The sequence below is a fragment of the Mucilaginibacter myungsuensis genome, from assembly GCF_015222005.1.
GTDB lineage: Bacteria > Bacteroidota > Bacteroidia > Sphingobacteriales > Sphingobacteriaceae > Mucilaginibacter > Mucilaginibacter myungsuensis.
The window spans coordinates 281,616-303,044 of sequence record NZ_JADFFL010000003.1 but is presented as its reverse complement, the minus strand read 5'-3'; the positions used below and the strand labels follow the sequence as shown (position 1 = coordinate 303,044).

The following is a 21,429-nucleotide window of genomic DNA, read 5'->3' as shown; positions in this document are numbered from 1 at the left end:
GCGTGTTTTGGTATGCCGTTTTATGGCTAAAATTTCTATAGTCGATAAAAATTATCTTATAAATATTTTATTTTTGATCTGATAAACCAAACAAACTAATAGACAGGATGGAAATGAGTACGGTCGCCATTGTGGGCGGAGTGATAGTAGCGGGTGTAGTTTTTTTTGCTTTTAAGAACAGGCGCGATGCCGGTAATATGATGGAGAACAATACCAACGTGGTGCCGCTAATGCTGCAACGATCGACCCAACTAAAGGTTAACCGCCTCCAACAGGCTACAGTAACAGACACCCAACAGAATGACCGCCTGGAGGCTCTGATGGCTGCCTACAAGGATAACCGCATTACTATTCAACAATACAACCAAAAGTTGGATCTGATGATCAACCAACTCCAGGTAGAATTGTAACTTGCGTCAAAAATAATACCCCAACCAATGACCATTATCGTTCTGCTTGCTTTCGGCCTGGTGCTGCTGGCCTTCGCGCTCATCTTTCGCAAACGCCATACCACCGGCTTTGAGCAGATGATGACGCATAACCAGAACGTGCAACCACTCCTTAAAGAGCGGTCGGCTAATTTGAAGCACGAGCAATTGCAAGATCAGCATAAAAGCAACCCGGCCGTACTGCGCGAGCTTAACCGCCTGCAAACCGACTATGCAGATAAGCTGATGGATGCCGCCACATACGAGCGCCGGCTGGATGAGCTGGCGGCTAAACAAAAAGTTACGCGGTAGCTGACCCATCTTTGCTATATTGGGGGCGATGAAACTACTATCTGCCTACACCTGTTTGTTGCTGCTGACGTTAACGCAGCTATCCTGTAAAAAGAAAGACACCGCCGATCCCGCCCCCGATGCTTACCGCCCGTTAAAGTCGGTATTTAGCGGACGCGATGTTTGGGCTTACAGTTATGATGCCCAAAACAAGCTGATGCAAAGGGCCGTACAAAGGGGCTCTGCACAGATCGAGAACAACTACACTTATACCGGAGGGCAGCTATCAAGGATAGACGTTAGTAGCCAAACTTATACCTCATTTGAAAGAGAGAACGGAAAGATAGTAGCCGAAAATGAATTTAACCCCATGGGGCTGACACGGCAGTTTAAATTTAGTTACAATACTGCCGGCAGGGTATCGCAAATAGACGAGATAGACAAACTTTCGGCAGGCAACAGCAGATCCAACCAATATACATATGACGCCGAAGGGCAGCTGAGCAGGATAGTGACCTACGGCTTGCAGCAAAATGCAGATAGGGACACAGTTCTTTTACAGAACTACTCGGCCGAATGTAACTTTGATCCCTGGGTGATCAGCGACTTCATCCAAACCGATATTTGCCGTTTTCATCCGCTGTTGATCACCGATGCTAAAAGGTTGCCGCTGCGCATACACCACACCAGCAACTATGGTTTTGTAAATACTTATACCTACCGGTTGCAGCTGTCGGGCCGTACTATAACTAATATCGATATTGCCAGATCGGGCAGTTACGGTAACAGTAGCGAGGCCTTTTTATTGTTTTATTGATACAGAGCTGAACTTGACCTTAAAATGGAACGTAAATTATCTTGCTTAACAATGCTGCTGCTCATCTTGCTGCAGCTATCGTGCAAAAAAGACAAAACCGAACCGGCACAAGAGTATACCGATCTGCCGATCATAAAAGTAGAAGTTAATGATATCGACTACGATGGCAAACCCCGGCTCGGTATGCGAACCAATTATGGGTATAACGATGCCCGGCAACTGATACGCCGGGTAAATGGTGGATACACAACGGTTATGAAATACGAGAGCGGGCGACTGACCACTATTGACTATGCAGCTAACGGAGGCCGCTGCGACTATGTTTACGATGCAGCCGGTAAAATGACAGCCGCCGATATTTACGACCAGAGGGGCACGCTGATCACCGCGTGGCAAGTTACGTACGACAGCAAGGGTAAGATAGCAACGGCCGAGACCAAAACGACCACCGGCCAGCCCGAGTTACGCGTTTACACGTATAATGCCGAGGGCATATTGGCCCAAATAGTGGTGAGCGACCCGGTTACTAAAACCTTGCGATCAACCACAACGCTATCAGAGCCATCCGAAAAATGTTTTGTTAACCCATGGATAGCATCAGATGTTTTAGGTATCTCAAGCTACCCTTTCGATAGCTTGGTTTGGCAGGGTGCCGACCGCTTGCCTACCCGCGTTAAGGTTGTAATGCACAACTACGCTACTGAGCACCGTATTTTGGCTTACACCATCAGGGGGCAACAGATAGCTAACGTGAACAGGGCCTGGTCCACTAGTTTAATGCCGCTGAGCAACCAGGTCTCTGAACTGATCTTTTTTTATTAGTGATCTTTTATCCGCACCCCTTAGCGTCATTTTTTTTATCATTGCACCACACATCACTCTAAATACCCAATGGCAGCAACAGACGATGGCGTGGTAAAGCGCATTAAGGTTATTGTAAAAGACCATGGCGGGCAATTGGCCCTGGCCAACCTTATTGGCGTAGATCAGGGTTTTATCAGCAAGGTGATCAACAAAAAGCAGGATGTGAGTTACTATCTGATCAGCAAGCTGTGCTTCCAGCTGAAATACTCGCCCGAGTGGCTGATCTTGGGCACGGGCGATAAGCAGATCCTAAAACCCGAATCGACCAAGCTGATCACCGAGATACAGATGCTCCGTACCGAGGTAGACATCCTGCACGCCCGCATGCGTGCTTACGAACTGGAGTTGAAGGAGATGAAAGGTTTGCAGCAGGCCGGGTAGATCACCTTTTCTTTATAGTTAGATCGGGTAAAGTTCTGTACCTTGCACCATCTACTTTTATGGAAAGCAATATGATCATCATCGGCGCGGGCGCGGCTGGTTTGATGGCGGCGCGTACTTTGGCCTTGGCGGGCAACACCGTCACCGTGTTAGAGGCACGTAACCGTACCGGTGGCCGCATCAATACCATCAGCAATACCTCGTTCTTTACCAAGGCCGAGTTGGGGGCCGAATTTATTCATGGCGACCTGCCCGTTACCCTTGATCTGCTGAAAGAAGCCGACATAGCCACCCAACCCTTCGATATGCAGACGTGGCGCTACCGCGACGGCCAATTTCGCCCCGAGGAGGAACAGGTGGAGCATTGGGATATTGTTATGCAAAAGCTGGCAGAGCTGGAGCAGGACCAACCCATAGCCCAATTTATGCGGCAGCACTTTGGCGATGAGCGTTATGTTGCAGTCACCAGGTCGGTATTGCAATTTGTGGCCGGCTACGATACCGCCGACCCCGAGAAAGCCGGCGCCTTTGCCCTCCGTAAAGAATGGCAAGCCGAGGTCGAAGGTGCCCAGCACCATATCCCCGACGGTTATTGCGCTATGATAGGCTATCTGTCCTCGCAGATAAAAACCAATGGCGGCACTGTTCACTTAGGTGCCGAAGTGACCGATATTTACCACGCTCCCGGCGATGTGCGGGTAGTGACAAGTAATGGCGATACCTATCAAGCGCAAAAACTGATCGTTGCTTTGCCTTTGGGCGTATTGCAACAGGGGGCGGTCAAGTTCCATCCACCTGTACCTAAATATCAGGCGGCTTTCAAACACATCGGTTTCGGTTCGATCATTAAAATATTATTCCAATTCGATACCGCATTTTGGGAGGACGAGCTTGGCATCAGCGGGACATCATTCCTGTTCACCGACGAAGCCATCCCCACCTGGTGGACACAAGGCAACGGCGACCCCTTACTCACCGGTTGGCTGGGTGGCAACCCGGCCCTTGCCTTAAAAAATGCCCCTGACGATGAATTATACCAACTGGGCCTAACCTCCTTAGCCAATGCCTTCCATATCGACATCGAACTACTGAAAGGCAAACTCACCACATGGCGCGTAGCCAACTGGACCGCCGACCCATACACTCGCGGATCTTATGCTTACGATATGATAGGCAGTGATGAAGCCCGCAAGGTGATCAGCCAACCGATCAATGACACCGTATTTTTTGCAGGTGAGTATCTTTATGATGGCCCTGCTATGGGGACAGTGGAGGCTGCGTTGAATAGTGGGGTGAATTGTCTGAACCGCTGATTTGAATGATTTCTTTGATTTCGCTGATTGCGACAAGATGTATCAATTAGCCGATCACGACAATCAATGGAATCATTTTAATCATTCAAATCAGCGGTTCAGACAAAATAGCTAAAAATACAACTCCAACCCATCATACGCCAGCCTGATATTATCAGGCAACTGCCGCGTAATATTCTCATGCCGACCAAGGCGGTGACTGATGTGGGTAAAGTAAGTCATCTCTGGACCGATCTCTTTAGCGAAGTCGATCGCTTCATCAAAAGTAAAATGCGAGATATGGCTGTCGAACTGCAGCGCGTTGATGATCAATATTTTGCTGCCTTTGATCTTTTTCTTCTCCTTGTCGGTGACGGTCTTGGCATCGGTGATATAAGTAAGATCGCCAATGCGGAAACCAAGGACCGGAAGTTTGTAGTGCATCACCTCGATAGGGGTGAAATGGATGCCCGCAGCTTCAAATGGGTCCAAGCCGATGGCGTGCAGGTTCAGCTCGGGGATGCCTGGATATTTATAGTCGTGGAAGATGTAAGAGAACTCTCTTTTCAGGGCATCCTGAACACGCGGGTCGGCATATACGTCGATAGCCTGTTTTTGAAAGTAGTTGAACGCGCGGATATCGTCCAATCCGGCAATGTGGTCCTTATGCTCGTGGGTAAAAAGGATAGCGTCCAAACGTTTCACTTTAGCACGCAGCATCTGGTAACGGAAGTCGGGGCCGGAATCGATCACCACATTCCGCCCCTCGTGTGATAACATCACCGAGGTACGCAGGCGCTTATCCCGGGCATCGTCTGACGTGCAGACCGCGCAATCGCAAGCGATGACAGGGACACCCTGAGAAGTTCCGGTACCTAAAAAAGTCAGTTTCACAGGGCTAAGGATGTTTGTTTTAGTTGTTGCAGAAAGGCCAGCTGTTTATCGTCCAGCAAGTTTGCGTCCATTTCCAGCGTACGGGCCAGTTCGGCCATAGCGCTGATGCGGCTCTCGAGGTTGCTGAACTTGTTGATCACCACCATCTTATTATGCTGCAACAGGCACGAGTTACTTTTAAAGTTCCCCCGCTCGTACCGCACTCGGTACCCCGCCGACTTCAGCAGCAGTTCCAGTTTCTCCAGCGTATGATTAGTTGCGGTAAGCATATATTCAAAAGTAGGAAATTTATGTGGATGAGAGGATGTGCAGGTGTGCGAATATGCAAATACAACTTGTGCAGAAGAACCCTTAATAACCTTACTGAACCGGCCTTGGGAATTTCCGGAAGCTACTGCACCTGCCTAAGCACAGGCCGTTGGTAGGAAAGTCCCACAGCCGGGAGTTTTCTTTTTGGTTCTTTTTTTTTGCGGAAAAATAAAAAGAACATCCACTGACGATGATAGAGCACACTACCTATCCTAATGAAATGCTGGCGGGGCAGGTACGTTCCCCGTGTGGTTATTTTTGCTCTCGAAGGGGAGCTGGAATAGGCGAGACTATCTTAATACCCTCTAAGTTTGACAGGTCTTGACCGTTTTGTATCGCTTCTAAAATACGTCTTTTATCCATTATCATTTGTATGATCACATTATCATACTTAACATATTTGATCGGTTCCTTGGACATAAAGTAAATTTACAAATTATCAACCATTTAAAACCCAAACACCAGCTGCTCCACCTTCCTCACCTCGGCCCCAATACTATCCGTACCGATACAATAAACAGCCGATTCCACATGGCGCGATGCTACGGTTACGTGTACGCCGTTGGCATGGTCATTGAACAGGCGCTGAACCAGGTCGGGGCAGTTATTGTCTTGCGATAGGTGGGCCAGCAGCAGGTGGCTCAGGTGCGGCGGGCGGTGGTCCAGGAACAACTGCAAAGCCTCGCGGTTAGATATATGGCCCCTGCCACCACGGATGCGTTGCTTTAGGTGCCATGGGTAGCGGCCGCCGTCCAACATGGCCTCGTCGTAGTTGGCCTCCAGGAATGCGGCGTGGCATTGCTTAAAATAGGCGATCAGGTTATCGCAGCAGCGGCCAAGGTCGGTGAATATGCCGATCTTGATATCGCCACGGGTAACGATAAAGCTGTGCGGGTCCATGGCGTCGTGGATCTTCGGGAAGGCGGTGATGCACAGGTCGCCGATGCGTACTTCGGCAAAGGCGGTCAATCGCACAAAATATTGCCGGTCAAGCTCTAAACGTAAAAAGCTGGAATTGCTGAACGTGCCCTGGGTGATGTACACCGGCAGGTCATATTTTTTAGCGATAACGGGGATACCGCGGATATGGTCAGAATGCTCGTGCGATACAAATATAGCTCGCACTTTGCTCATGCTCAGCCCGGCACGGAGCATACGCTTCTCGGTCTCGCGGCAAGACAGGCCTGCATCTATCAGCACGGCATCGCGCTCATCGCCAACGTAATAACAGTTACCGTTACTGCCCGAATTAAGTGAACAAATATATACCGACATAGCTGATGCAAAATAACCAATTTTTTGGCTTAGCTACCATCAGCTGTGTCAAAAATTTTAGCATTGCCGGTGTATTTTAATTCCATTTTAATTTGATGACGATTTAAATGTAATAGTTGTAAAATGGCATTCCTGCAGGTTGTAATATTGGTGATCTTAAAACCCATAGTGTTAAACATTCGTAAGTTTGACGGTTGTATTGCTGCCGTTTGGCCCAATGCTAACCTTACCTTGGTAGGTATTGTTGGTCCAGATCTCTATCCGGCAAACAAGCCCGGCAGGTTCGGTATCCGTTAAAACTTAACGCTGCCAGGCTGTTAGGTTTTAACAACACTATCTATTTTGAAACAATAAGTATGAAAAAAACGCTGGTGTCTGTTTGGCTGCTGTTACTGATAGGTGTGGTGGGCGGTATATTTTGGTATGCCGAATTCCGCTACCAGTTGCCTACACCCGTGCCCGAGGGTTATGTGGCGGTGAAGCCCGGCACTATGGTGCAACTGCCGCAAAGTGTTGCCCATACTGCGGGTAAACCCCTGTTCCTGCATTTTTTTAATCCTGATTGCCCTTGCTCGCGTTTCAATATTAAGCAGTTTAAAGAGCTGGTGCAAGGCTACGGCGATAAGGTAGATTTTAGGATCGTGGTGTTGACTACCAAAAAGTATTCGGCCGATGACATCCGCGATAAATTCGACTTGGATCTGCCCATAAGTTTCGACCAGAAATTGGCCGATCTGTGCGGCGTGTATTCTACCCCGCAGGTGGCTTTACTGGATGCCGGCGAGCAGCTCTACTACCGTGGCAACTACAACCGCAGCCGTTACTGTACCGATAAAGAGACCGGCTATGCCCGCATTGCGCTTGAGGGGCTGATGGCTAAAAAACAAGATATCAAATTTAACAAATACGCTTTAACCGCTTATGGATGCAGCCTTCCGGGTTGCGAAAAGTAGGCGGGCTTAACCTAACACAATTAACACAGGTACGCCTATGTCACCCAATATGATCTACCACACGCAGGTAAAAGAGCGGTCGGACAGTTTAATGAATTACTTCATCCCGGGCCATTTTATAATGGGGCTGGGTTTTGCCTTTTTTTACGATACCTGGCTGGTGGCCTTTGCGGTGGGTGGTATTTGCCTGCTGGCCTACTACTCGGTAAAATGGCTGCTGCCCGATTCGGACCTGTACCAGTATGTGCTGGGCGCGGTGCTGGGTGTTTACATGGCGCAATTTATTTACCAGATGCATGGCTTGTTCGAGATGCACTTTTTTGCTTTCATCTCCAGCGCGCTGCTTATCACTTACCAAAAGTGGAAGCTGCAATTGCCGTTGGTGGCGGTGGTGGTGGTGCACCATGCAACGTTCAGCTATTTGCAGGATATCGGCTACTCGCAGATCTATTTTACGCAGCTCAACTATTTTGATCTGCAAACTTTCATCATCCACGTTACCCTTACCGGTATCATCATGTTCATTTGCGGGTTGTGGGCCTATCAGTTAAATAAGTACAGTCAGCTGCAGGTATCGCAAGCTATACAAATGGCCGACCTGCAACGCGAGGCCGAACTATCTTTAGAACGTAAGCATAACCAGGAGGTATTAGCCCAGGCCAATGCCGAACTGCAAGCCAATATTGTACAATTAGATCTTGCCCGCGAAGCTGCCGACCGCGCCAACCAAGAAAAGAGCATCTTTTTGGCGACCATGAGCCACGAGATACGCACACCCATGAACGGCGTGATCGGCATGTCGTCCCTACTGTCGCAAACCGAACTTACTGATGAGCAGCGGATGTTTACCGAGACCATATCTGGCTGCGGCGAAACGCTGATCCACGTGATCAATAACGTGCTGGATTTCTCTAAGATCGAGTCGGGCAACCTGGAACTGGAAGCTATGGAATTTAATTTGAGGGAGCTGGTAGAGCATGTGCTGGATATGTTCGGCATCAAGGCTGCCCAGCAGGGCATCGACCTGGTTTACGAGATGGATGATGCTATCCCGGCTAATGTGATCGGCGATCAGCTACGCTTAAAGCAAGTGCTGATCAACCTGATCAGCAATGCGCTCAAATTTACCGAGCGTGGCGAGATAGGCGTGCGTGTTTGCGGCCGTAAGGCTGCGGATAGTGATAACATTGTTGTCGGGTTCGAGATAGCTGATACGGGTATCGGTATCCCGCAGGATAAGATCCCAAGGTTGTTCAATTCTTTCTCTCAGGTTGATGCTTCCACATCGCGTAAATATGGCGGTACTGGTCTCGGACTGGCTATTTGCCAGCGCTTGGTGCGATTGATGAAAGGCGAGATAGGGGTGACCAGCGAGGCCGGCAAAGGATCGCGCTTCACATTCACCGTAGACCTCACCCGTGGAGCGGTTCAGCAGGCCGAGGTAGTGGATACCGACATCGCCCTGGTGCGCGGTAAACGCGTACTGATCGTGGATGATAACCTGACCAATCTGAATATCCTTGAGCGCCAGTTCAATAACTGGAAACTTAAGCCACTGATAGCACACAGCGGACGAGAGGCATTGGAAATATTGGCTGCCGATAATGCAATAGATCTGGTGATCACAGACATGTTCATGCCCGTGATGGATGGTGTGGAACTTACCCGCGAGATACGCGACCGTAAGGCCGACCTGCCGGTGATCCTGCTCAGCTCGCTGAGCGAGGAGATAGGTCCGTCTAACCGTGCGCTGTTCAGCGCTGTATTGACCAAACCGGTTAAACAGCAGGTGTTGGCGCGACAAGTGCTGGCGGCCTTGCGTAAGGTAGTGCCGCGCGCGTCGGGTAAAATGTATGTAAGCGAATTGAATACCGATTTTGCCAAACGTTTCCCGTATGAGATACTCACCGCCGAGGATAACGAGGTGAACCGCCTGGTGATCAAACAGATCCTTAAAAAGTTGGGCTACACTACCGATATCGCTATCGACGGCAAGGAAGCTATACAGGCGGTCTCTAACAAAACGTACGACCTGGTCTTTATGGACGTACAGATGCCCGAGCTTGATGGCCTTGAAGCCACAAAGGTTATCAGGCAGTTGGATATCAAGCAGCCGGTGATCATAGCCCTTACCGCTAACGTAATGGAGAATGACGAGAAAGCCTGCTACGATGCCGGCATGGATGATTTTGTGTCTAAACCCGTCAAACCCGAAATGCTGATGCAAAGGTTATCTAAATGGCATCATGGTGCAGATCAGGTTAATGATAACCCGCATGTTGAAGGGGAGAAGGCGGTTTAGTGGTTAAATCCCTCCTTGGGGAGGGGTGCGGTTGACCGTGCTGAAAAGGCAGGGAGGGGTTGGTCAGCTATTCATCGTGGCTAACCCCTCCCTGCTATCGCTCTCGCCCGGCACACCCCTCCCCAAGGAGGGATTAAAAAGACCAAAAAAAGGGCGAAGCCCGTCTAACGGTCTTCGCCTCATATTCTTAAGCTGGCAGTGCCAACTACAAAGCAACCAACTGCCCTACAGCATCAGCGTCTTTAAAAAGGATCTGCCTTCGCTGCCCCAGTCGTCTAAAGATTCGTCCAGTTTTTTCTTGAGCGACTTGCGGTCGACTACTTTGCCTTTGGCCGGTGCAACGATCTTGTTCTCGGGGATGGTCACATCGGTAACCTTGGTGGCAAACCAGGTGATATTATCGTGTGGCATGGCCACGCCTAATATCATGCCCGGCAACCCGGTAAAACCTTCGGGACCGCTGGTTACGGGGATATCATCGGTATAGAATGCTACCACATAGATCGAATCCATTACAATGGCATTAGCTCGGCGGCAGTTGTAGCCGGCAATGTCTCGTTTCTCGTCGGTGATCTTCCAGTTGATCTTGCGGGTGCTGTCTTTCAACAAAAAAACTTCTTCAAATGCTTTCTTTTGGGTTACGCTCAGTCCGCTGGTCAGGTCGGTGTAGGTAGTGTTATTTTGTTTGATGGTTGGCGCCGCGCTCCAAAAAAAGTTATCGCTTTGCGCGCCGGTCTCCTCAATAGGTTCAAACAGCGACTTATCTTTACTGAAGGTCAGCAAGCTTTTTTGCTTTTTAAATTGCGGGTTATTCTTCTTGTACCCGTCAACCATGGCTTGCATCCATTGGTCATCGGGGTTGTCGGCCATTTGTTTTTTAATGAGGGCGTAAATGTTGATGGTCCGCTCAAACTCCACGGTGCCGTTCATGGTAAAGTGGGCCTGCTGCGCCATCAGGCTGTGCGTGCCGAACGCAAGTGCTATTATTATGATCAGTTTTTTCATGATGCTATGATATCTCTGTTCTATATGTCTTTTTAGATTATTTAGTTGCCGCTACGCCGCCACCCATTCTGCTAAAATCCCAGGTAACGGTGAATAGGAAATAACGGCGGATGGTGGTGTAAGTGTTCTGCGTAATGTTACCATTAAAGGCGCTACGATCAAAGCCGCGGTTCTGGTTCAGCAAGTCATTCACGGTCAGGGCCATCTTTAGGTTATCACCTTTCAGGAAGGTCTTAGTTACACCGGCGTTAACGATGGTACGGTTAAAGCTCTCGTTAAAGGCCTGGGTTTTGCCACGGTGCTCGTAACGGCCGTCGGCACCTAACTGAAATTTCAATGGCAGGTAAACGTTCACGTTACCGTCGGCATTAAAGGTGTTACCGTTGTTGTTGATGTTTGGCTGTAACGATGCTTTACCGAACGAGTAACCCGGACCGGCCGACAGATTAACATCATACTTTTTCTGTTTGTATTTGTACAGGTTAAGGCTGGCGTTGTAGCTGCTGGTGGTAGTGGTATTTAACAGGCCGTTAATGTAGTTGTAGTTTTTGCTACCGCTGGTGCTTAACGACAGGCGGATGCCCAAACCACCAAACTTGATCTTGCGGCCCATATCGGCGTTAAAATTATAGTTGATAGGCGTATGGCCCGATAGGTTGGTGGCCAGGTAAGTACTGCGGCCGGTGCTATCGGTAGTGGTGCTGCTCACAATATCATTATTTACAAAACCAACACCACCGTTTATCCAGATAGACTGATCGGACAGGATCTTGTACGAATTGTAGAACATGTTGAAGTTGCTGCGGAACGACGGACCTAAATTAGGGTTACCCAGGCTAATGTTCAGCGGGTCGCTATTCACACGGATCGGTTGTATCTGATCGATGCTTGGCTGGCTGGTGTTACCCCAATAGCTTAACCTGAACGATCTTTGCTGCGTAAACCTGTACTGGTAGCTGGCACTCGGGTTCCAGTTAATGAAGCTACGCTTAACGGTCATGCCGTTGTACTCGTTCTTTTGGTTAAAATTAACGTTGGCGGCGCGGGCGCTCACATTCAACGTTGAGTTTTTAGCGCGGTAGTTAATGGTAGCGCCACCGCTGTTGGTAGTTTGGTTAAGCGTGTAGTTATTACTGAAAACACTATCCAGCAAGTTGTAATTGGTTGGTGCCGACGCGTTGAACGACTGCCTGTTGGAATTATTATGGTTCAACGAAAAGCCATAGTTCAAACTCAACGATACCGTTTTGGATATAGGCTCGGTATAAGTAGCATTACTGTTAATGCTATTAGCACGTGTAACGTTCTTTTTGTACTGATCTATGTTGTTTACGCTGTCGACCGCGCCTGTAATACGGTTGTAATAATTTACTTGTGAGTTGAGGAAACCTTTGGCATCGCTGTTATTAAGGTTACCGTTCACGTTCCACGATATAGTGCGGCCTTTCTTTTTCAGCTTTTTGGTCAGTAATGCGCTGGCGTTAAATATCTGGTCGTCCACGTCGTTGGTCAGCGTACGGGCGTTGGTGTTCAACAGCGTATCGGTGCCGGTAGCGCTCATAGAATTGTATCGGTCGTTGTTCTCGCTGTTTTTGGCCGTACCGTCCATCATAAATTTCAGGGTAGTGTTGGTGTCTATTTTCACCTGGTACATAAAGTCCAGTTTTTGGCGGAACACGCTCTTTATAAAATTCTGATCCGATGCGCCTTTCAATACATTGCCGCCCGGCAGGGTATTCTGGTTCTGGTTGTTGGATGTACCTTTAATATCCATGTACCCCAATTTGTAATTGGTGTTCAGGGTCTTCTTATCGCCTTCGCCCCATTTGGTATCAAAGTGCATACCGCCGGTGCGGGCCGTTGGGATACCCTGGCCATTATAACGCCCGTCGAACGAGTCGAGGTCGCCATCGCCGCCGCCGCCAAAAAACATGATGCCACCGTCCTCCATCATTTCCATACCCGAGTTGCCGCCATACTTGCTGTTATCGTCCCAACCCAGACCGGTCTTGCCGGTGTTAGATCCGATACCGTAGAAAGAGAATTTCTTTTTGCCCCAAAACTTATTGAACAAGGCCTGTCCCGAATAAAATTTATCGGTACCCATGGCGCCTTCCAGCTTGCCAAAGTAGCCGTTCTTTTTATCCTCTTTCAGTTTTATGTTGATGGTCTTCACTTCTTTACCATTGTCGATACCGGTAAAGGCGGCCTGGTCGCTTTTTTTATCGTACAGTTGTATCTTGTCCACCATATCGCCACGGATATTCTTGGTCACCAGGGTAGGGTCGTCACCAAAAAACTCTTCGCCGTCTACCAGTACCTTAGGTACGGTCTTTCCTTGTGCGGTTATCTTACCATCCTTATCTACCTGTATGCCGGGTAGTTGTTTCAGCAGGTCCTCTACCTTAGAATTAGGCTGGATCACAAATGCTCTTGGGTCAAATTCGGTGGTATCGCCTTTGATCTTCATGGCGGCGGCTGTACCTTTGATCATCACCTCTTTCAGGATCCTTGATTTGAGGTTGAGATAAACCTTATTAAAGTCGTGTGTGGTTTTTACCGAGTCTAAGGCGAAATGCTCTACATAGTCGGCATATTCTGGGTAGGTCACCAGCAAAATAAATTTGCCTTTAGCCAGTTTGTTAATATTGAAAGTGCCATTGGCAGTTGCGCGGGTGAACGAGCGCAGGGTGGAGTCTTTTGCGTTGAGTACCGCAACAGTGGCGTTCAGCAGCTTTACGTTAGATGAGCTGTCGGACACCGTGCCTTTGACCGAATAATTGGTCTGGGCGGATGCAGAAAAGATACAACACAGGCATAGTAATAGGGTAGTAACAGTTATTTTCATGTGTTTGGTTAAGTGCAGGCGAAGCTATAACTAAATTTTTAGTAATTGCAAAGATTTAACATTCGTTAACATTTTTTTGCTCCCGTTTGGATGGATAACGGGCCTTTTAGTTACAGTTGATAAGTGTTAAATTTTTGTGAAGGGGGCAGCGTGTTGGCTGTTAGGATGTTGTGATGTGTTTGCATGTTTGTAAGTATTTAGGTCAAAAGTATAGCGGGATCGGCTGCCAAAATTATGGCAGTGTGAGGACAGACAGCTTGGTTGTGAATTTGGTAACAGGGCATCGTGATGGTGTGTTGATGCCAAGCAAACGTTAAAAACTTTGGCTTATTGTTTTGGCAGGGAATAACAGCTTACCACTTTTGCGGGTACCGGCAACGGTTATGTGGACGATGTTCAGTTGGTCATCAAAAAGGTTATGCATCAGGCTTACGGTCGCGTCTATTTTTTTTGGCGATGTTAATTTGGCCGATTCCAGGTAAACGTGAACCGATTCGCGCTCCACCTCAAAGCCCAGGTAGTTAAGGGCAATGTCCGTACCACCCGCTTTAACATGTATGTTAGCGCCGATATATTTTTTTACCAGGGCATCCATGGTGGCGTGTTTGTTGGCACTGATCAGATCAGCCTTAGTGCCGGTGAGTTTAGTGATGGCATCTTCAAAGTCGTCGGTAAAAATGGTGCAGGTCACCTCAAACTGCCCATCTTTATTATAGTTGATATCGACCGAGCTTACATGCAGGGGATGGAAGTCAACAAACGGTTTTTCCTCCACCGGTCTGCCCGTCATCATTGCCCAACACATCAACACACTATAGATAAAACCCGCCATAAATTGCTATTCGCTTAAAAGGTGGTAAATTTAACGCTTTGATATCTACTATCGCATGTCCGACTTTTCTTTTTATTTCGGTTTAGGCTGGCACCACATCATCAGCGCCGACGCGCTCGATCATCAACTGTTCATCCTCGCGCTGGCGGCGGTCTACACGTTCAAGAACATCAAACAGGTACTGATCCTTGTGACCGCCTTTACCATCGGCCACTCGCTTACGCTTGCCTTGAGCATCCTCGACGTATTCCGGTTCAGCAGCGCCTGGGTAGAATTTTTGATCCCCTGCACCATCTTCATCACCGCGCTGAACAACCTGTTCCAGGCTGATAAAGCCGGGCGGAGCGCCAAGATCAATTACTACCTTGCTTTAGGGTTCGGGCTGATCCACGGGATGGGTTTTGCCAACTCGGTAAGGATCATGCTGGCGCGGGATCAGTCGGTAGGTATGGGGTTGTTCGGGTTTAATGTGGGTTTAGAAGCCGGACAGATCGTGGTGGTGGCCGCCATACTTGTTATCGGATGGTTAACATTGAATTATGCAAAAGTTAAGCAACGCGACTGGATATTTTTCTTATCTTCAAGCGTTTTTGCATTGGCACTAAAAATGGCGCTGGAGAGGCTGCCCTTTTAACACAAACTACACACTGAATGAAACGTTTTTACGCTTATTTGCTGACGTCGGCATCAATTGTCGGTTCGGCTATCGCCCAGGACATCCAGAACAACCCGGGCAGTAACCACGGTAATAAATTTGAGCAGTTGGGTACCATCCTGACCACGCCTAACGAGCAGCGTACCGCCAGCGGCGCGCCCGGCAACAAGTACTGGCAGCAAAGGGCCGATTATAACATCAAAGCCACACTGGACGAGAAGAAACTATTGCTGACCGGCAGCGAGACCGTTACTTACTTTAACAACTCGCCCGATCCGCTAACCTACATTTGGTTACAGCTGGACGAGAACCAGCACAACACCTTTAAGAACTCTGGCTACCAAACCAGCTCCGTTATGCCAAGGGGCGGCGCATCAACAGCTACTATCGATAAGAACGCAGGCCGCAACGGCGATGTAGATAACGGCTACGGTATCAACATCCTAAAACTGACCGACGCACTGGGTAAAAAGATACCTTATACCGTAAACAAAACCATGATGCGTATCGACCTGCCTACGCCTTTAGCGCCGGGCAAGCAATACGTTTTCAATATCGATTGGAATTACAAGATCACCGATCGTATGACCATTGGCGGTCGCGGTGGCTACGAATATTTCCCCGAGGATAAGAACTACCTGTTCACCATGGCGCAATGGTTCCCGCGCTTGTGCGTTTACAGCGATTTTCAAGGATGGCAGCACCACCAGTTCACCGGCAGGGGCGAGTTCGCGCTTACCTTCGGTAACTACAAAGTGGCCCTTACCGTACCATCCGACCACGTGGTTGGCGGTACAGGGGAGTGTACAAACTACGCGGCGGTACTAAGCCCGGCGCGTTTAGCTAAATTTAATCAAGCCAAAACATCAAAAGTACCGGTAGAGATCGTTACCCTGGCCGAAGCTAAAAAGGCCGAGCTAAGCCCGGCAGCAGGCACCAAGACCTACAACTTTGTAGCTAACAACGTGCGCGACTTTGCCTGGACATCGTCCCGTAAATTTGTTTGGGATGCTATGGGCGTTAACGTGGGCGGCCGCACGACTATGTGTATGAGTTTCTTCAGTAAGGAATCTTATAACCTGTGGGCGCCTTACTCTACCCGTGTGATCGCGCATACGGTGAAAACCTATTCTGATTTTACTTTCGCCTATCCATACCCAACTGCTCAGAGCGTGGAAGCATCTAACGGTATGGAATACCCGATGATCTGCTTTAACAATGGCCGTACTGAAAAGGATGGCACTTATACCGAAGGCGTGAAGAACGGTATGATCGGTGTGATCACCCACGAGGTTGGACACAACTTTTTCCCGATGATCGTAAACAGCGACGAGCGCCAGTGGAGCTGGATGGACGAAGGTCTGAATTCGTTTGTTGAATACCTGACCGAAGAACTTTGGGATAATAAATTCCCTACCAAACGTGGTCCCGCTTACGCGATCGTGGATTATATGAAATTGCCTAAAGATCAGTTAGAGCCGATCATGAGCAACTCAGAGAATATCATCCAATTTGGTCCGAACGCTTATGCCAAACCGGCCACCGGTCTGAACATTTTGCGCGAGACCATTATGGGCCGCGAATTGTTTGACTATGCTTTTAAAGAGTACTCGCGCCGTTGGGCCTTTAAGCACCCAACGCCTGCCGATTTCTTCCGCACCATGGAAGACGCAAGTGGCGAGGACCTGGACTGGTTTTGGAGGGGCTGGTTCTACGGTACTAACCCGGTAGATATCTCTATCGACTCGGTTAAAGTAGCCAAAGGCGAACTGACCGACAAGCCTGATCTGAACGCCATGTTCACTACAGTTGCAGGGCGCGCGCCGGCTGGTGCTGCCACAGCTAACCGTACACCACGTTTAGTTGCCGCGCCATTGGTTAACGTGGACGATATCAGCAAGCAACGCAACCGCGCCGATAAAAGCCTGAGTTTTTACACCGACAAAGACCCCGTAACCCAGGATTTCTACTGGAAATACGATCGTGGTATGGTAAGCATCGATGAGGAGAAAGCTAAAGAGCTGTTGAAAAACGTACAACGGACCGCTTTCAGCACCGAGCCGCTGACCGAAGAGGACAAAGCCCGCTTTGGCGGCAAGTTCTTTTACGAGTTGAACTTTGGCAACAAAGGCGGATTGGTGATGCCGATCATCGTGCAGTTCACTTACAAAGACGGTACGACCGAAATAGACCGCATCCCGGTACAGATCTGGCGCCTGAACGAGAAGAAAGCGTCGAAATTCTACATTACCAGCAAAGAGGTGGCGTCTATCCAAATAGACCCTTTCCGCGAAACAGCCGACATTGACGAAGAGAACAACAAATGGGGCGACATGCCATCAGCATCAAAGTTCCAGGTGTTCAAACAAAAAGCGGCCGCCGCCCGTGGTTCATCAGGCGGTGCGGTTAACCCAATGCAGGTTGGGAAGTAGTTTTGGAAGTCTTAAGTCCGGAGTCAGAAGTCAAAGTCCGGAACATAAAAGCAAAGCCGATCATGTCCTCGTGATCGGCTTTGCTTTTATATAAAGTTTTGTCATTGTAAGGGACAAAGCGATCGCCAAATAAGCAGAGCGGCTCTTTGGGTTCGCGATCCCTTCGCTCCTACTCACAACATGTTGGTTCAAATGCTTTAAAGTCTCGCTTCCCCGCTTGAGCGGGGTCAGGGGTGTGTCCTCGTTTGCAAGGTGAGTCATCCTACTTTGCGAAAGGACACACCCCTATGAAAGGTTCTGCTCGATGTTCGTTCGGTACATCCCCGCTCGAGCGGGGAGACTTCGGCCAATTACAAAATGTTACCTCGACAATACTTGCTCGTCGCTGGTCATCGGTCTCTGTTCACTGACCACTACTTCGCCAGCTCCAAAATAAACTTCAAGGCCTTCGGGTCGCTATAATTAGCGGCGCCCTCCTGATGGAAGGCGATGCGGCCGTTCTTATCTAAAATAGTGGTAGTAGGTATCGAATTATTTACCAGATCAGTCGGTACACCACCCGCCAATTGATACAACGGCATGGTAAATTTCTTTTTAGCCATAAATGGCTGCGACTTTTTAAAATTGGCATCCGCATCCACGATCAGGAATACCACGGTCTTGTTAGTCTTCAATTTCTCGTAAAGATCGTTGATCGATGGCATCTCGGCCACGCAAGGCGGACACCAGGTGGCCCAAAAGTTAATGAACACTACCTTGCCTTTCAACTCCGACAGGCGGACGGTCTTACCATCCACACCTTTAAAAGCAACATCGGGCAGGGGAGTGGCGGCGATCGCTTTGACCGGCTCAGCCGATATCTTCGGTTGGAACAGGCCCACCTTCATCAACCCCTCTATCGCCCATGCCTTAGCCGACGTACTGAAGATCAGCGCCAGCATCGCGGCAAAGAATAACCCGTTCCACAAGTTAGATAGTTTGAACCATTGCTTTTTCATTGCTGCAAATATACGTCCGCTCATTGGTGTTTTAGATGAGCTATTGTAAAATGGTTTAACTCAAAAAAACTAAAACACATTACCCTAACAAAGCTGGATCACTACTCACTGAACATTAGACCTTTTTTGAGTAGCGGGTGATATTAATGATTTTAACTATTGGTTTATGGAATTTAACACTTATATTGGGTCTTGGTTTATCATACACCACATCTACCTGAAAAGAAATGACACCATTATTCCTGAAGTTAGAGAACAGCCGCCATTTAAAGATCATCCCCGAAACACGGGTATTTATGGACGGGCACCCTATCCTGAGCTATAATTATAGCATTTATAAAAACGGGCATCAACAGGCCGTCGATACAAATGATTACCTTGGCGCGGTGACCTTTGAGGACGACGGCGATATTTTTACCTACACCGCAGGCGACGGTGACACCCTGCACCCCGACGAGGTGGAAGAGATGATAGAGCAGATCAGCAGCATCCGCAAGGATCCTACCCGCTGGAAGTTGATAGCGAATTTGTAACCCCAACCCCTGAAGGGGCTAATGTGGGTGTTTTTTATACACCAAGTATTCGTTGGGTTAAGTAAAGATCTGTAAATTGGTTGCGCGATAGCCCCGTCGCGTATAAACCAAATTTCCGGTCTGTTAGTTCAGGCCATCATCAGAACATGAAACTGAAACTCATCGCTCAATTAGGCTTAACGGCCCTGTCATTTAAAGCGCTGGCGCAAGAGAAGGCCAACTACATTGGCAACCGCGCCCCGCTCCGCGAAAATCCTTATATCGAGTTGCCTATCGGCGCTATCAAACCGCAAGGCTGGCTGCGCGAAATGCTGGTTCGTCAGCGTAACGGCGCTACAGGTAACCTGGATAAGCTGTACCCTATTGTGATGAATAACCGCAACGGCTGGCTGGGTGGCGACGGCGACCAATGGGAGCGCGGCCCGTACTGGATAGACGGTTTGTTGCCTTTGGCCTATATTTTGGATGATAAGGAAATGATAGCCAAGGTGAAGCCATGGGTAGAATGGTCTATCAAGAGTGCCCAACCCGACGGCTATTTTGGTCCGGCTAAAGATTATGGTCCCGAGCCGGGCGTACAGCGTGATAATGCCAAAGATTGGTGGCCAAAAATGGTGATGCTGAAGATCCTGAAACAATATTATCAGGCTACAGAGGATAAACGTGTGATCACCCTGCTGACCAACTATTTTAAATATCAGCTGAACGATCTGCCTAAACACCCGCTGGATCACTGGACCTTTTGGGCCAAATACCGCGAGGCGGATAACTTATCGGTAGTGTACTGGTTGTATAACATCACCGGAGATAAATTTTTACTGGACCTGTCGGAGATACTACATAAGCAGGGTTACGATTTTACTACCGCCTTCCTGAATACGGATATCTTGTCGCGCCCAAATACCTTCCACGGTGTTAATCTGGCGCAGGGTATTAAGGAGCCTGCTATCTACTATCAACAGCACCCCGAGGATAAATATCTGCAAGCCCTTAAAAAAGGTTATGCCGACCTAAAAAAGTATAACGGCACCGCCAACGGCATGTATGGCGGCGACGAAGGCCTGCACGGTAATTCGCCAACCCAAGGCGCGGAATTATGCAGCGTGGTGGAGTTAATGTTCAGTCTTGAGCAAACGCTGGCCATCACTGGTGATATGGCTTATGCTGACCATTTAGAGAAGATAGCTTTCAATACACTACCGGCCCAAACTAACGAGGATTATACCATGCGCCAGTACTTCCAGCAAGCCAACCAGGTAATGCTGACCCGCTACGCAGGGCGTAACTTCGACACTAATCACAGCGGTACCGACCTATGTTACGGCTTATTGACCGGCTACCCATGCTGCACATCTAACATGCACCAGGGCTGGCCAAAATTTGTACAGAATCTGTGGTACGCCACTCCGGATAAAGGTTTGGCGGCGCTGATCTATTCGTCGAGCCAGGTGAAGGCTAAGGTGGCTGATGGCGTAGAGGTGGTGTTTGATGAAACGACCAATTATCCTTTCGAAGAGACCATCAAATTCACCCTTGCATCGCACCAAGCGGGCAGCAAAACTTTAAAGTTCCCGTTGCACTTGCGTATCCCGGCTTGGTGTAAAAAAGGTACGATAAAAGTGAATGGGCAACAGATCGTGGAGTCGGCTGGTAACCAGGAGATCAAGATAGACCGTGAATGGAAAAAAGGCGACGTAGTAGAATTGAGCCTGCCGATGCACGTTTACAAAAATACCTGGGTAGAGAACTCTATTTCGGTAGAGCGCGGCCCTATCCTTTACGGCTTAAAGATAGGCAACGAGCGCAAGATCGTACAGAACGAAAAAGGCAAGGTGGCCTACGGCGCTACGTACGAAGAGATACGCCCGACCACCCCTTGGAACTACGGCCTGGTATCGGTCCCTAACAATAAAATGGACGAGCAGTACAAGGTAGAAAAAGCCGCCCCGATGAGTAACTATCCATGGACCGAAGCATCAGCCCCAATCGTACTAAAAACCCAGGGCAAACGCATCCCGCAATGGACGCTCTACAACGAACAAGCCGGTCCGCTGCCATGGAGCATTGCCTATGTGGAGGATGAGGTGAAACAGTCATTAGAAGATATCACGTTGGTTCCTTACGGTAGTACCAAGTTAAGGATATCGCAGTTCCCGCAGGTGAGGAAGTAGGAATAGTGAGTTCAACCGAAGATGGAGAGAGCCATTCTCAGTAGGCGTGATACTTTCAAGGTGCCTTATCATCAGATCTGAAAAAAGGCCTGCGCGAGTGAGATCTCGTTCAGGCCTTCTTTAATTAATAGCAATGAAAAATTAACGGA

General features: G+C 48.8%; 20 protein-coding genes. 13 read left to right on the top strand and 7 right to left on the bottom strand.

Annotated features, from left to right (window positions below; translation table 11 throughout):
* Positions 1-107 precede the first annotated feature (107 nt).
* The 6 genes from IRJ16_RS08905 to IRJ16_RS08880 all read left to right on the top strand — a co-directional run bounded on the left by IRJ16_RS08905 (position 108) and on the right by IRJ16_RS08880 (position 4,094).
* The gene (locus IRJ16_RS08905; RefSeq protein WP_194111202.1) at positions 108-410 is read left to right on the top strand and encodes a hypothetical protein; all 303 of its coding nucleotides are present in this window, start codon (positions 108-110) and stop codon (positions 408-410) included.
* A 27-nt stretch (positions 411-437) separates the two neighbouring features.
* Entirely contained in the window at positions 438-740 is a 303-nt protein-coding gene (locus IRJ16_RS08900) for a hypothetical protein (RefSeq protein WP_194111201.1), read from the top strand.
* Positions 741-768: 28 nt separating this feature from the next.
* Positions 769-1,536, top strand: coding sequence for a hypothetical protein (locus IRJ16_RS08895; protein ID WP_194111200.1), 768 nt, complete (start codon positions 769-771; stop codon positions 1,534-1,536).
* Positions 1,537-1,587: 51 nt separating this feature from the next.
* Complete coding sequence (locus tag IRJ16_RS08890; protein WP_194111199.1) at positions 1,588-2,358, top strand: hypothetical protein; 771 nt, start codon at positions 1,588-1,590, stop codon at positions 2,356-2,358.
* Positions 2,359-2,427: 69 nt separating this feature from the next.
* Positions 2,428-2,781 (top strand): helix-turn-helix domain-containing protein, encoded by a 354-nt coding sequence (locus tag IRJ16_RS08885; RefSeq protein ID WP_194111198.1) that lies wholly within the window; start codon positions 2,428-2,430, stop codon positions 2,779-2,781.
* Positions 2,782-2,840: 59 nt separating this feature from the next.
* Positions 2,841-4,094 carry a flavin monoamine oxidase family protein gene (locus IRJ16_RS08880; protein ID WP_194111197.1) on the top strand — a complete coding sequence of 418 codons (1,254 nt, stop codon included), beginning with the start codon at positions 2,841-2,843 and terminating at the stop codon, positions 4,092-4,094.
* A gap of 111 nt (positions 4,095-4,205) precedes the next feature.
* Here the strand turns inward: IRJ16_RS08880 and IRJ16_RS08875 are convergent, their stop codons facing one another.
* The 3 genes from IRJ16_RS08875 to IRJ16_RS08865 form a co-directional block, all read right to left on the bottom strand.
* The gene (locus IRJ16_RS08875) at positions 4,206-4,967 is read right to left on the bottom strand and encodes an MBL fold metallo-hydrolase (RefSeq protein WP_194111196.1); all 762 of its coding nucleotides are present in this window, start codon (positions 4,965-4,967) and stop codon (positions 4,206-4,208) included.
* Positions 4,964-5,236 (bottom strand): hypothetical protein, encoded by a 273-nt coding sequence (locus IRJ16_RS08870; RefSeq protein WP_194111195.1) that lies wholly within the window; start codon positions 5,234-5,236, stop codon positions 4,964-4,966. Before IRJ16_RS08870 ends, IRJ16_RS08875 begins: the two co-directional genes overlap by 4 nt.
* Before the next feature lie 487 nt (positions 5,237-5,723).
* The gene (locus IRJ16_RS08865; RefSeq protein WP_194111194.1) at positions 5,724-6,551 is read right to left on the bottom strand and encodes an MBL fold metallo-hydrolase; all 828 of its coding nucleotides are present in this window, start codon (positions 6,549-6,551) and stop codon (positions 5,724-5,726) included.
* A 123-nt stretch (positions 6,552-6,674) separates the two neighbouring features.
* Between IRJ16_RS08865 and IRJ16_RS08860 the strand changes: the two genes are divergently transcribed.
* The 3 genes from IRJ16_RS08860 to IRJ16_RS08850 are packed head-to-tail and all read left to right on the top strand — an operon-like array spanning position 6,675 to position 9,806.
* Positions 6,675-6,848, top strand: a complete 174-nt coding sequence (locus IRJ16_RS08860; protein ID WP_194111193.1) for a hypothetical protein — start codon at positions 6,675-6,677, stop codon at positions 6,846-6,848.
* 59 nt (positions 6,849-6,907) lie between these two features.
* Entirely contained in the window at positions 6,908-7,504 is a 597-nt protein-coding gene (locus IRJ16_RS08855) for a TlpA family protein disulfide reductase (protein ID WP_194111192.1), read from the top strand.
* A 37-nt stretch (positions 7,505-7,541) separates the two neighbouring features.
* Positions 7,542-9,806 (top strand): response regulator, encoded by a 2,265-nt coding sequence (locus tag IRJ16_RS08850; RefSeq protein ID WP_194111191.1) that lies wholly within the window; start codon positions 7,542-7,544, stop codon positions 9,804-9,806.
* Between the two features lie 225 nt (positions 9,807-10,031).
* Here IRJ16_RS08850 and IRJ16_RS08845 read toward each other — a convergent pair whose 3' ends face one another.
* The 3 genes from IRJ16_RS08845 to IRJ16_RS08835 form a co-directional block, all read right to left on the bottom strand.
* Positions 10,032-10,811 (bottom strand): GLPGLI family protein, encoded by a 780-nt coding sequence (locus IRJ16_RS08845; protein ID WP_194111190.1) that lies wholly within the window; start codon positions 10,809-10,811, stop codon positions 10,032-10,034.
* A gap of 37 nt (positions 10,812-10,848) precedes the next feature.
* Positions 10,849-13,659 carry an outer membrane beta-barrel family protein gene (locus tag IRJ16_RS08840; protein WP_194111189.1) on the bottom strand — a complete coding sequence of 937 codons (2,811 nt, stop codon included), beginning with the start codon at positions 13,657-13,659 and terminating at the stop codon, positions 10,849-10,851.
* 313 nt (positions 13,660-13,972) lie between these two features.
* On the bottom strand, positions 13,973-14,491 hold the full coding sequence (locus tag IRJ16_RS08835) for a DUF6702 family protein (RefSeq protein WP_194111188.1): 519 nt from the start codon (positions 14,489-14,491) through the stop codon (positions 13,973-13,975).
* A gap of 55 nt (positions 14,492-14,546) precedes the next feature.
* Here IRJ16_RS08835 and IRJ16_RS08830 point away from each other — a divergent pair, with 55 nt between their 5' ends.
* Together IRJ16_RS08830 and IRJ16_RS08825 are read left to right on the top strand one after the other, a co-directional pair.
* Entirely contained in the window at positions 14,547-15,125 is a 579-nt protein-coding gene (locus tag IRJ16_RS08830; protein WP_194111187.1) for a HupE/UreJ family protein, read from the top strand.
* Positions 15,126-15,142: 17 nt separating this feature from the next.
* Positions 15,143-17,578, top strand: coding sequence for a M1 family metallopeptidase (locus IRJ16_RS08825; RefSeq protein ID WP_194111186.1), 2,436 nt, complete (start codon positions 15,143-15,145; stop codon positions 17,576-17,578).
* A gap of 413 nt (positions 17,579-17,991) precedes the next feature.
* Here IRJ16_RS08825 and IRJ16_RS08820 read toward each other — a convergent pair whose 3' ends face one another.
* On the bottom strand, positions 17,992-18,600 hold the full coding sequence (locus IRJ16_RS08820) for a TlpA family protein disulfide reductase (protein ID WP_228079963.1): 609 nt from the start codon (positions 18,598-18,600) through the stop codon (positions 17,992-17,994).
* 203 nt (positions 18,601-18,803) lie between these two features.
* Here IRJ16_RS08820 and IRJ16_RS08815 point away from each other — a divergent pair, with 203 nt between their 5' ends.
* Together IRJ16_RS08815 and IRJ16_RS08810 are read left to right on the top strand one after the other, a co-directional pair.
* Complete coding sequence (locus IRJ16_RS08815) at positions 18,804-19,109, top strand: hypothetical protein (RefSeq protein WP_194111185.1); 306 nt, start codon at positions 18,804-18,806, stop codon at positions 19,107-19,109.
* A 146-nt stretch (positions 19,110-19,255) separates the two neighbouring features.
* The gene (locus IRJ16_RS08810) at positions 19,256-21,280 is read left to right on the top strand and encodes a beta-L-arabinofuranosidase domain-containing protein (protein ID WP_194111184.1); all 2,025 of its coding nucleotides are present in this window, start codon (positions 19,256-19,258) and stop codon (positions 21,278-21,280) included.
* Positions 21,281-21,429 lie beyond the last annotated feature (149 nt).

Excerpts from the sequence above, each read along its gene's own strand:
- IRJ16_RS08905 (WP_194111202.1), top strand. The coding sequence starts at position 108 with ATGGAAATGAGTACGGTCGCCATTGTGGGCGGAGTGATAGTAGCGGGT.
- IRJ16_RS08900 (WP_194111201.1), top strand. The coding sequence starts at position 438 with ATGACCATTATCGTTCTGCTTGCTTTCGGCCTGGTGCTGCTGGCCTTC.
- IRJ16_RS08895 (WP_194111200.1), top strand. The coding sequence starts at position 769 with ATGAAACTACTATCTGCCTACACCTGTTTGTTGCTGCTGACGTTAACG.
- IRJ16_RS08890 (WP_194111199.1), top strand. The coding sequence starts at position 1,588 with ATGCTGCTGCTCATCTTGCTGCAGCTATCGTGCAAAAAAGACAAAACC.
- IRJ16_RS08885 (WP_194111198.1), top strand. The coding sequence starts at position 2,428 with ATGGCAGCAACAGACGATGGCGTGGTAAAGCGCATTAAGGTTATTGTA.
- IRJ16_RS08880 (WP_194111197.1), top strand. The coding sequence starts at position 2,841 with ATGGAAAGCAATATGATCATCATCGGCGCGGGCGCGGCTGGTTTGATG.
- IRJ16_RS08870 (WP_194111195.1), bottom strand. The coding sequence starts at position 5,236 with ATGCTTACCGCAACTAATCATACGCTGGAGAAACTGGAACTGCTGCTG.
- IRJ16_RS08865 (WP_194111194.1), bottom strand. The coding sequence starts at position 6,551 with ATGTCGGTATATATTTGTTCACTTAATTCGGGCAGTAACGGTAACTGT.
- IRJ16_RS08860 (WP_194111193.1), top strand. The coding sequence starts at position 6,675 with ATGGCATTCCTGCAGGTTGTAATATTGGTGATCTTAAAACCCATAGTG.
- IRJ16_RS08855 (WP_194111192.1), top strand. The coding sequence starts at position 6,908 with ATGAAAAAAACGCTGGTGTCTGTTTGGCTGCTGTTACTGATAGGTGTG.
- IRJ16_RS08850 (WP_194111191.1), top strand. The coding sequence starts at position 7,542 with ATGTCACCCAATATGATCTACCACACGCAGGTAAAAGAGCGGTCGGAC.
- IRJ16_RS08845 (WP_194111190.1), bottom strand. The coding sequence starts at position 10,811 with ATGAAAAAACTGATCATAATAATAGCACTTGCGTTCGGCACGCACAGC.
- IRJ16_RS08840 (WP_194111189.1), bottom strand. The coding sequence starts at position 13,659 with ATGAAAATAACTGTTACTACCCTATTACTATGCCTGTGTTGTATCTTT.
- IRJ16_RS08835 (WP_194111188.1), bottom strand. The coding sequence starts at position 14,491 with ATGGCGGGTTTTATCTATAGTGTGTTGATGTGTTGGGCAATGATGACG.
- IRJ16_RS08830 (WP_194111187.1), top strand. The coding sequence starts at position 14,547 with ATGTCCGACTTTTCTTTTTATTTCGGTTTAGGCTGGCACCACATCATC.
- IRJ16_RS08825 (WP_194111186.1), top strand. The coding sequence starts at position 15,143 with ATGAAACGTTTTTACGCTTATTTGCTGACGTCGGCATCAATTGTCGGT.
- IRJ16_RS08820 (WP_228079963.1), bottom strand. The coding sequence starts at position 18,600 with ATGAGCGGACGTATATTTGCAGCAATGAAAAAGCAATGGTTCAAACTA.
- IRJ16_RS08815 (WP_194111185.1), top strand. The coding sequence starts at position 18,804 with ATGACACCATTATTCCTGAAGTTAGAGAACAGCCGCCATTTAAAGATC.
- IRJ16_RS08810 (WP_194111184.1), top strand. The coding sequence starts at position 19,256 with ATGAAACTGAAACTCATCGCTCAATTAGGCTTAACGGCCCTGTCATTT.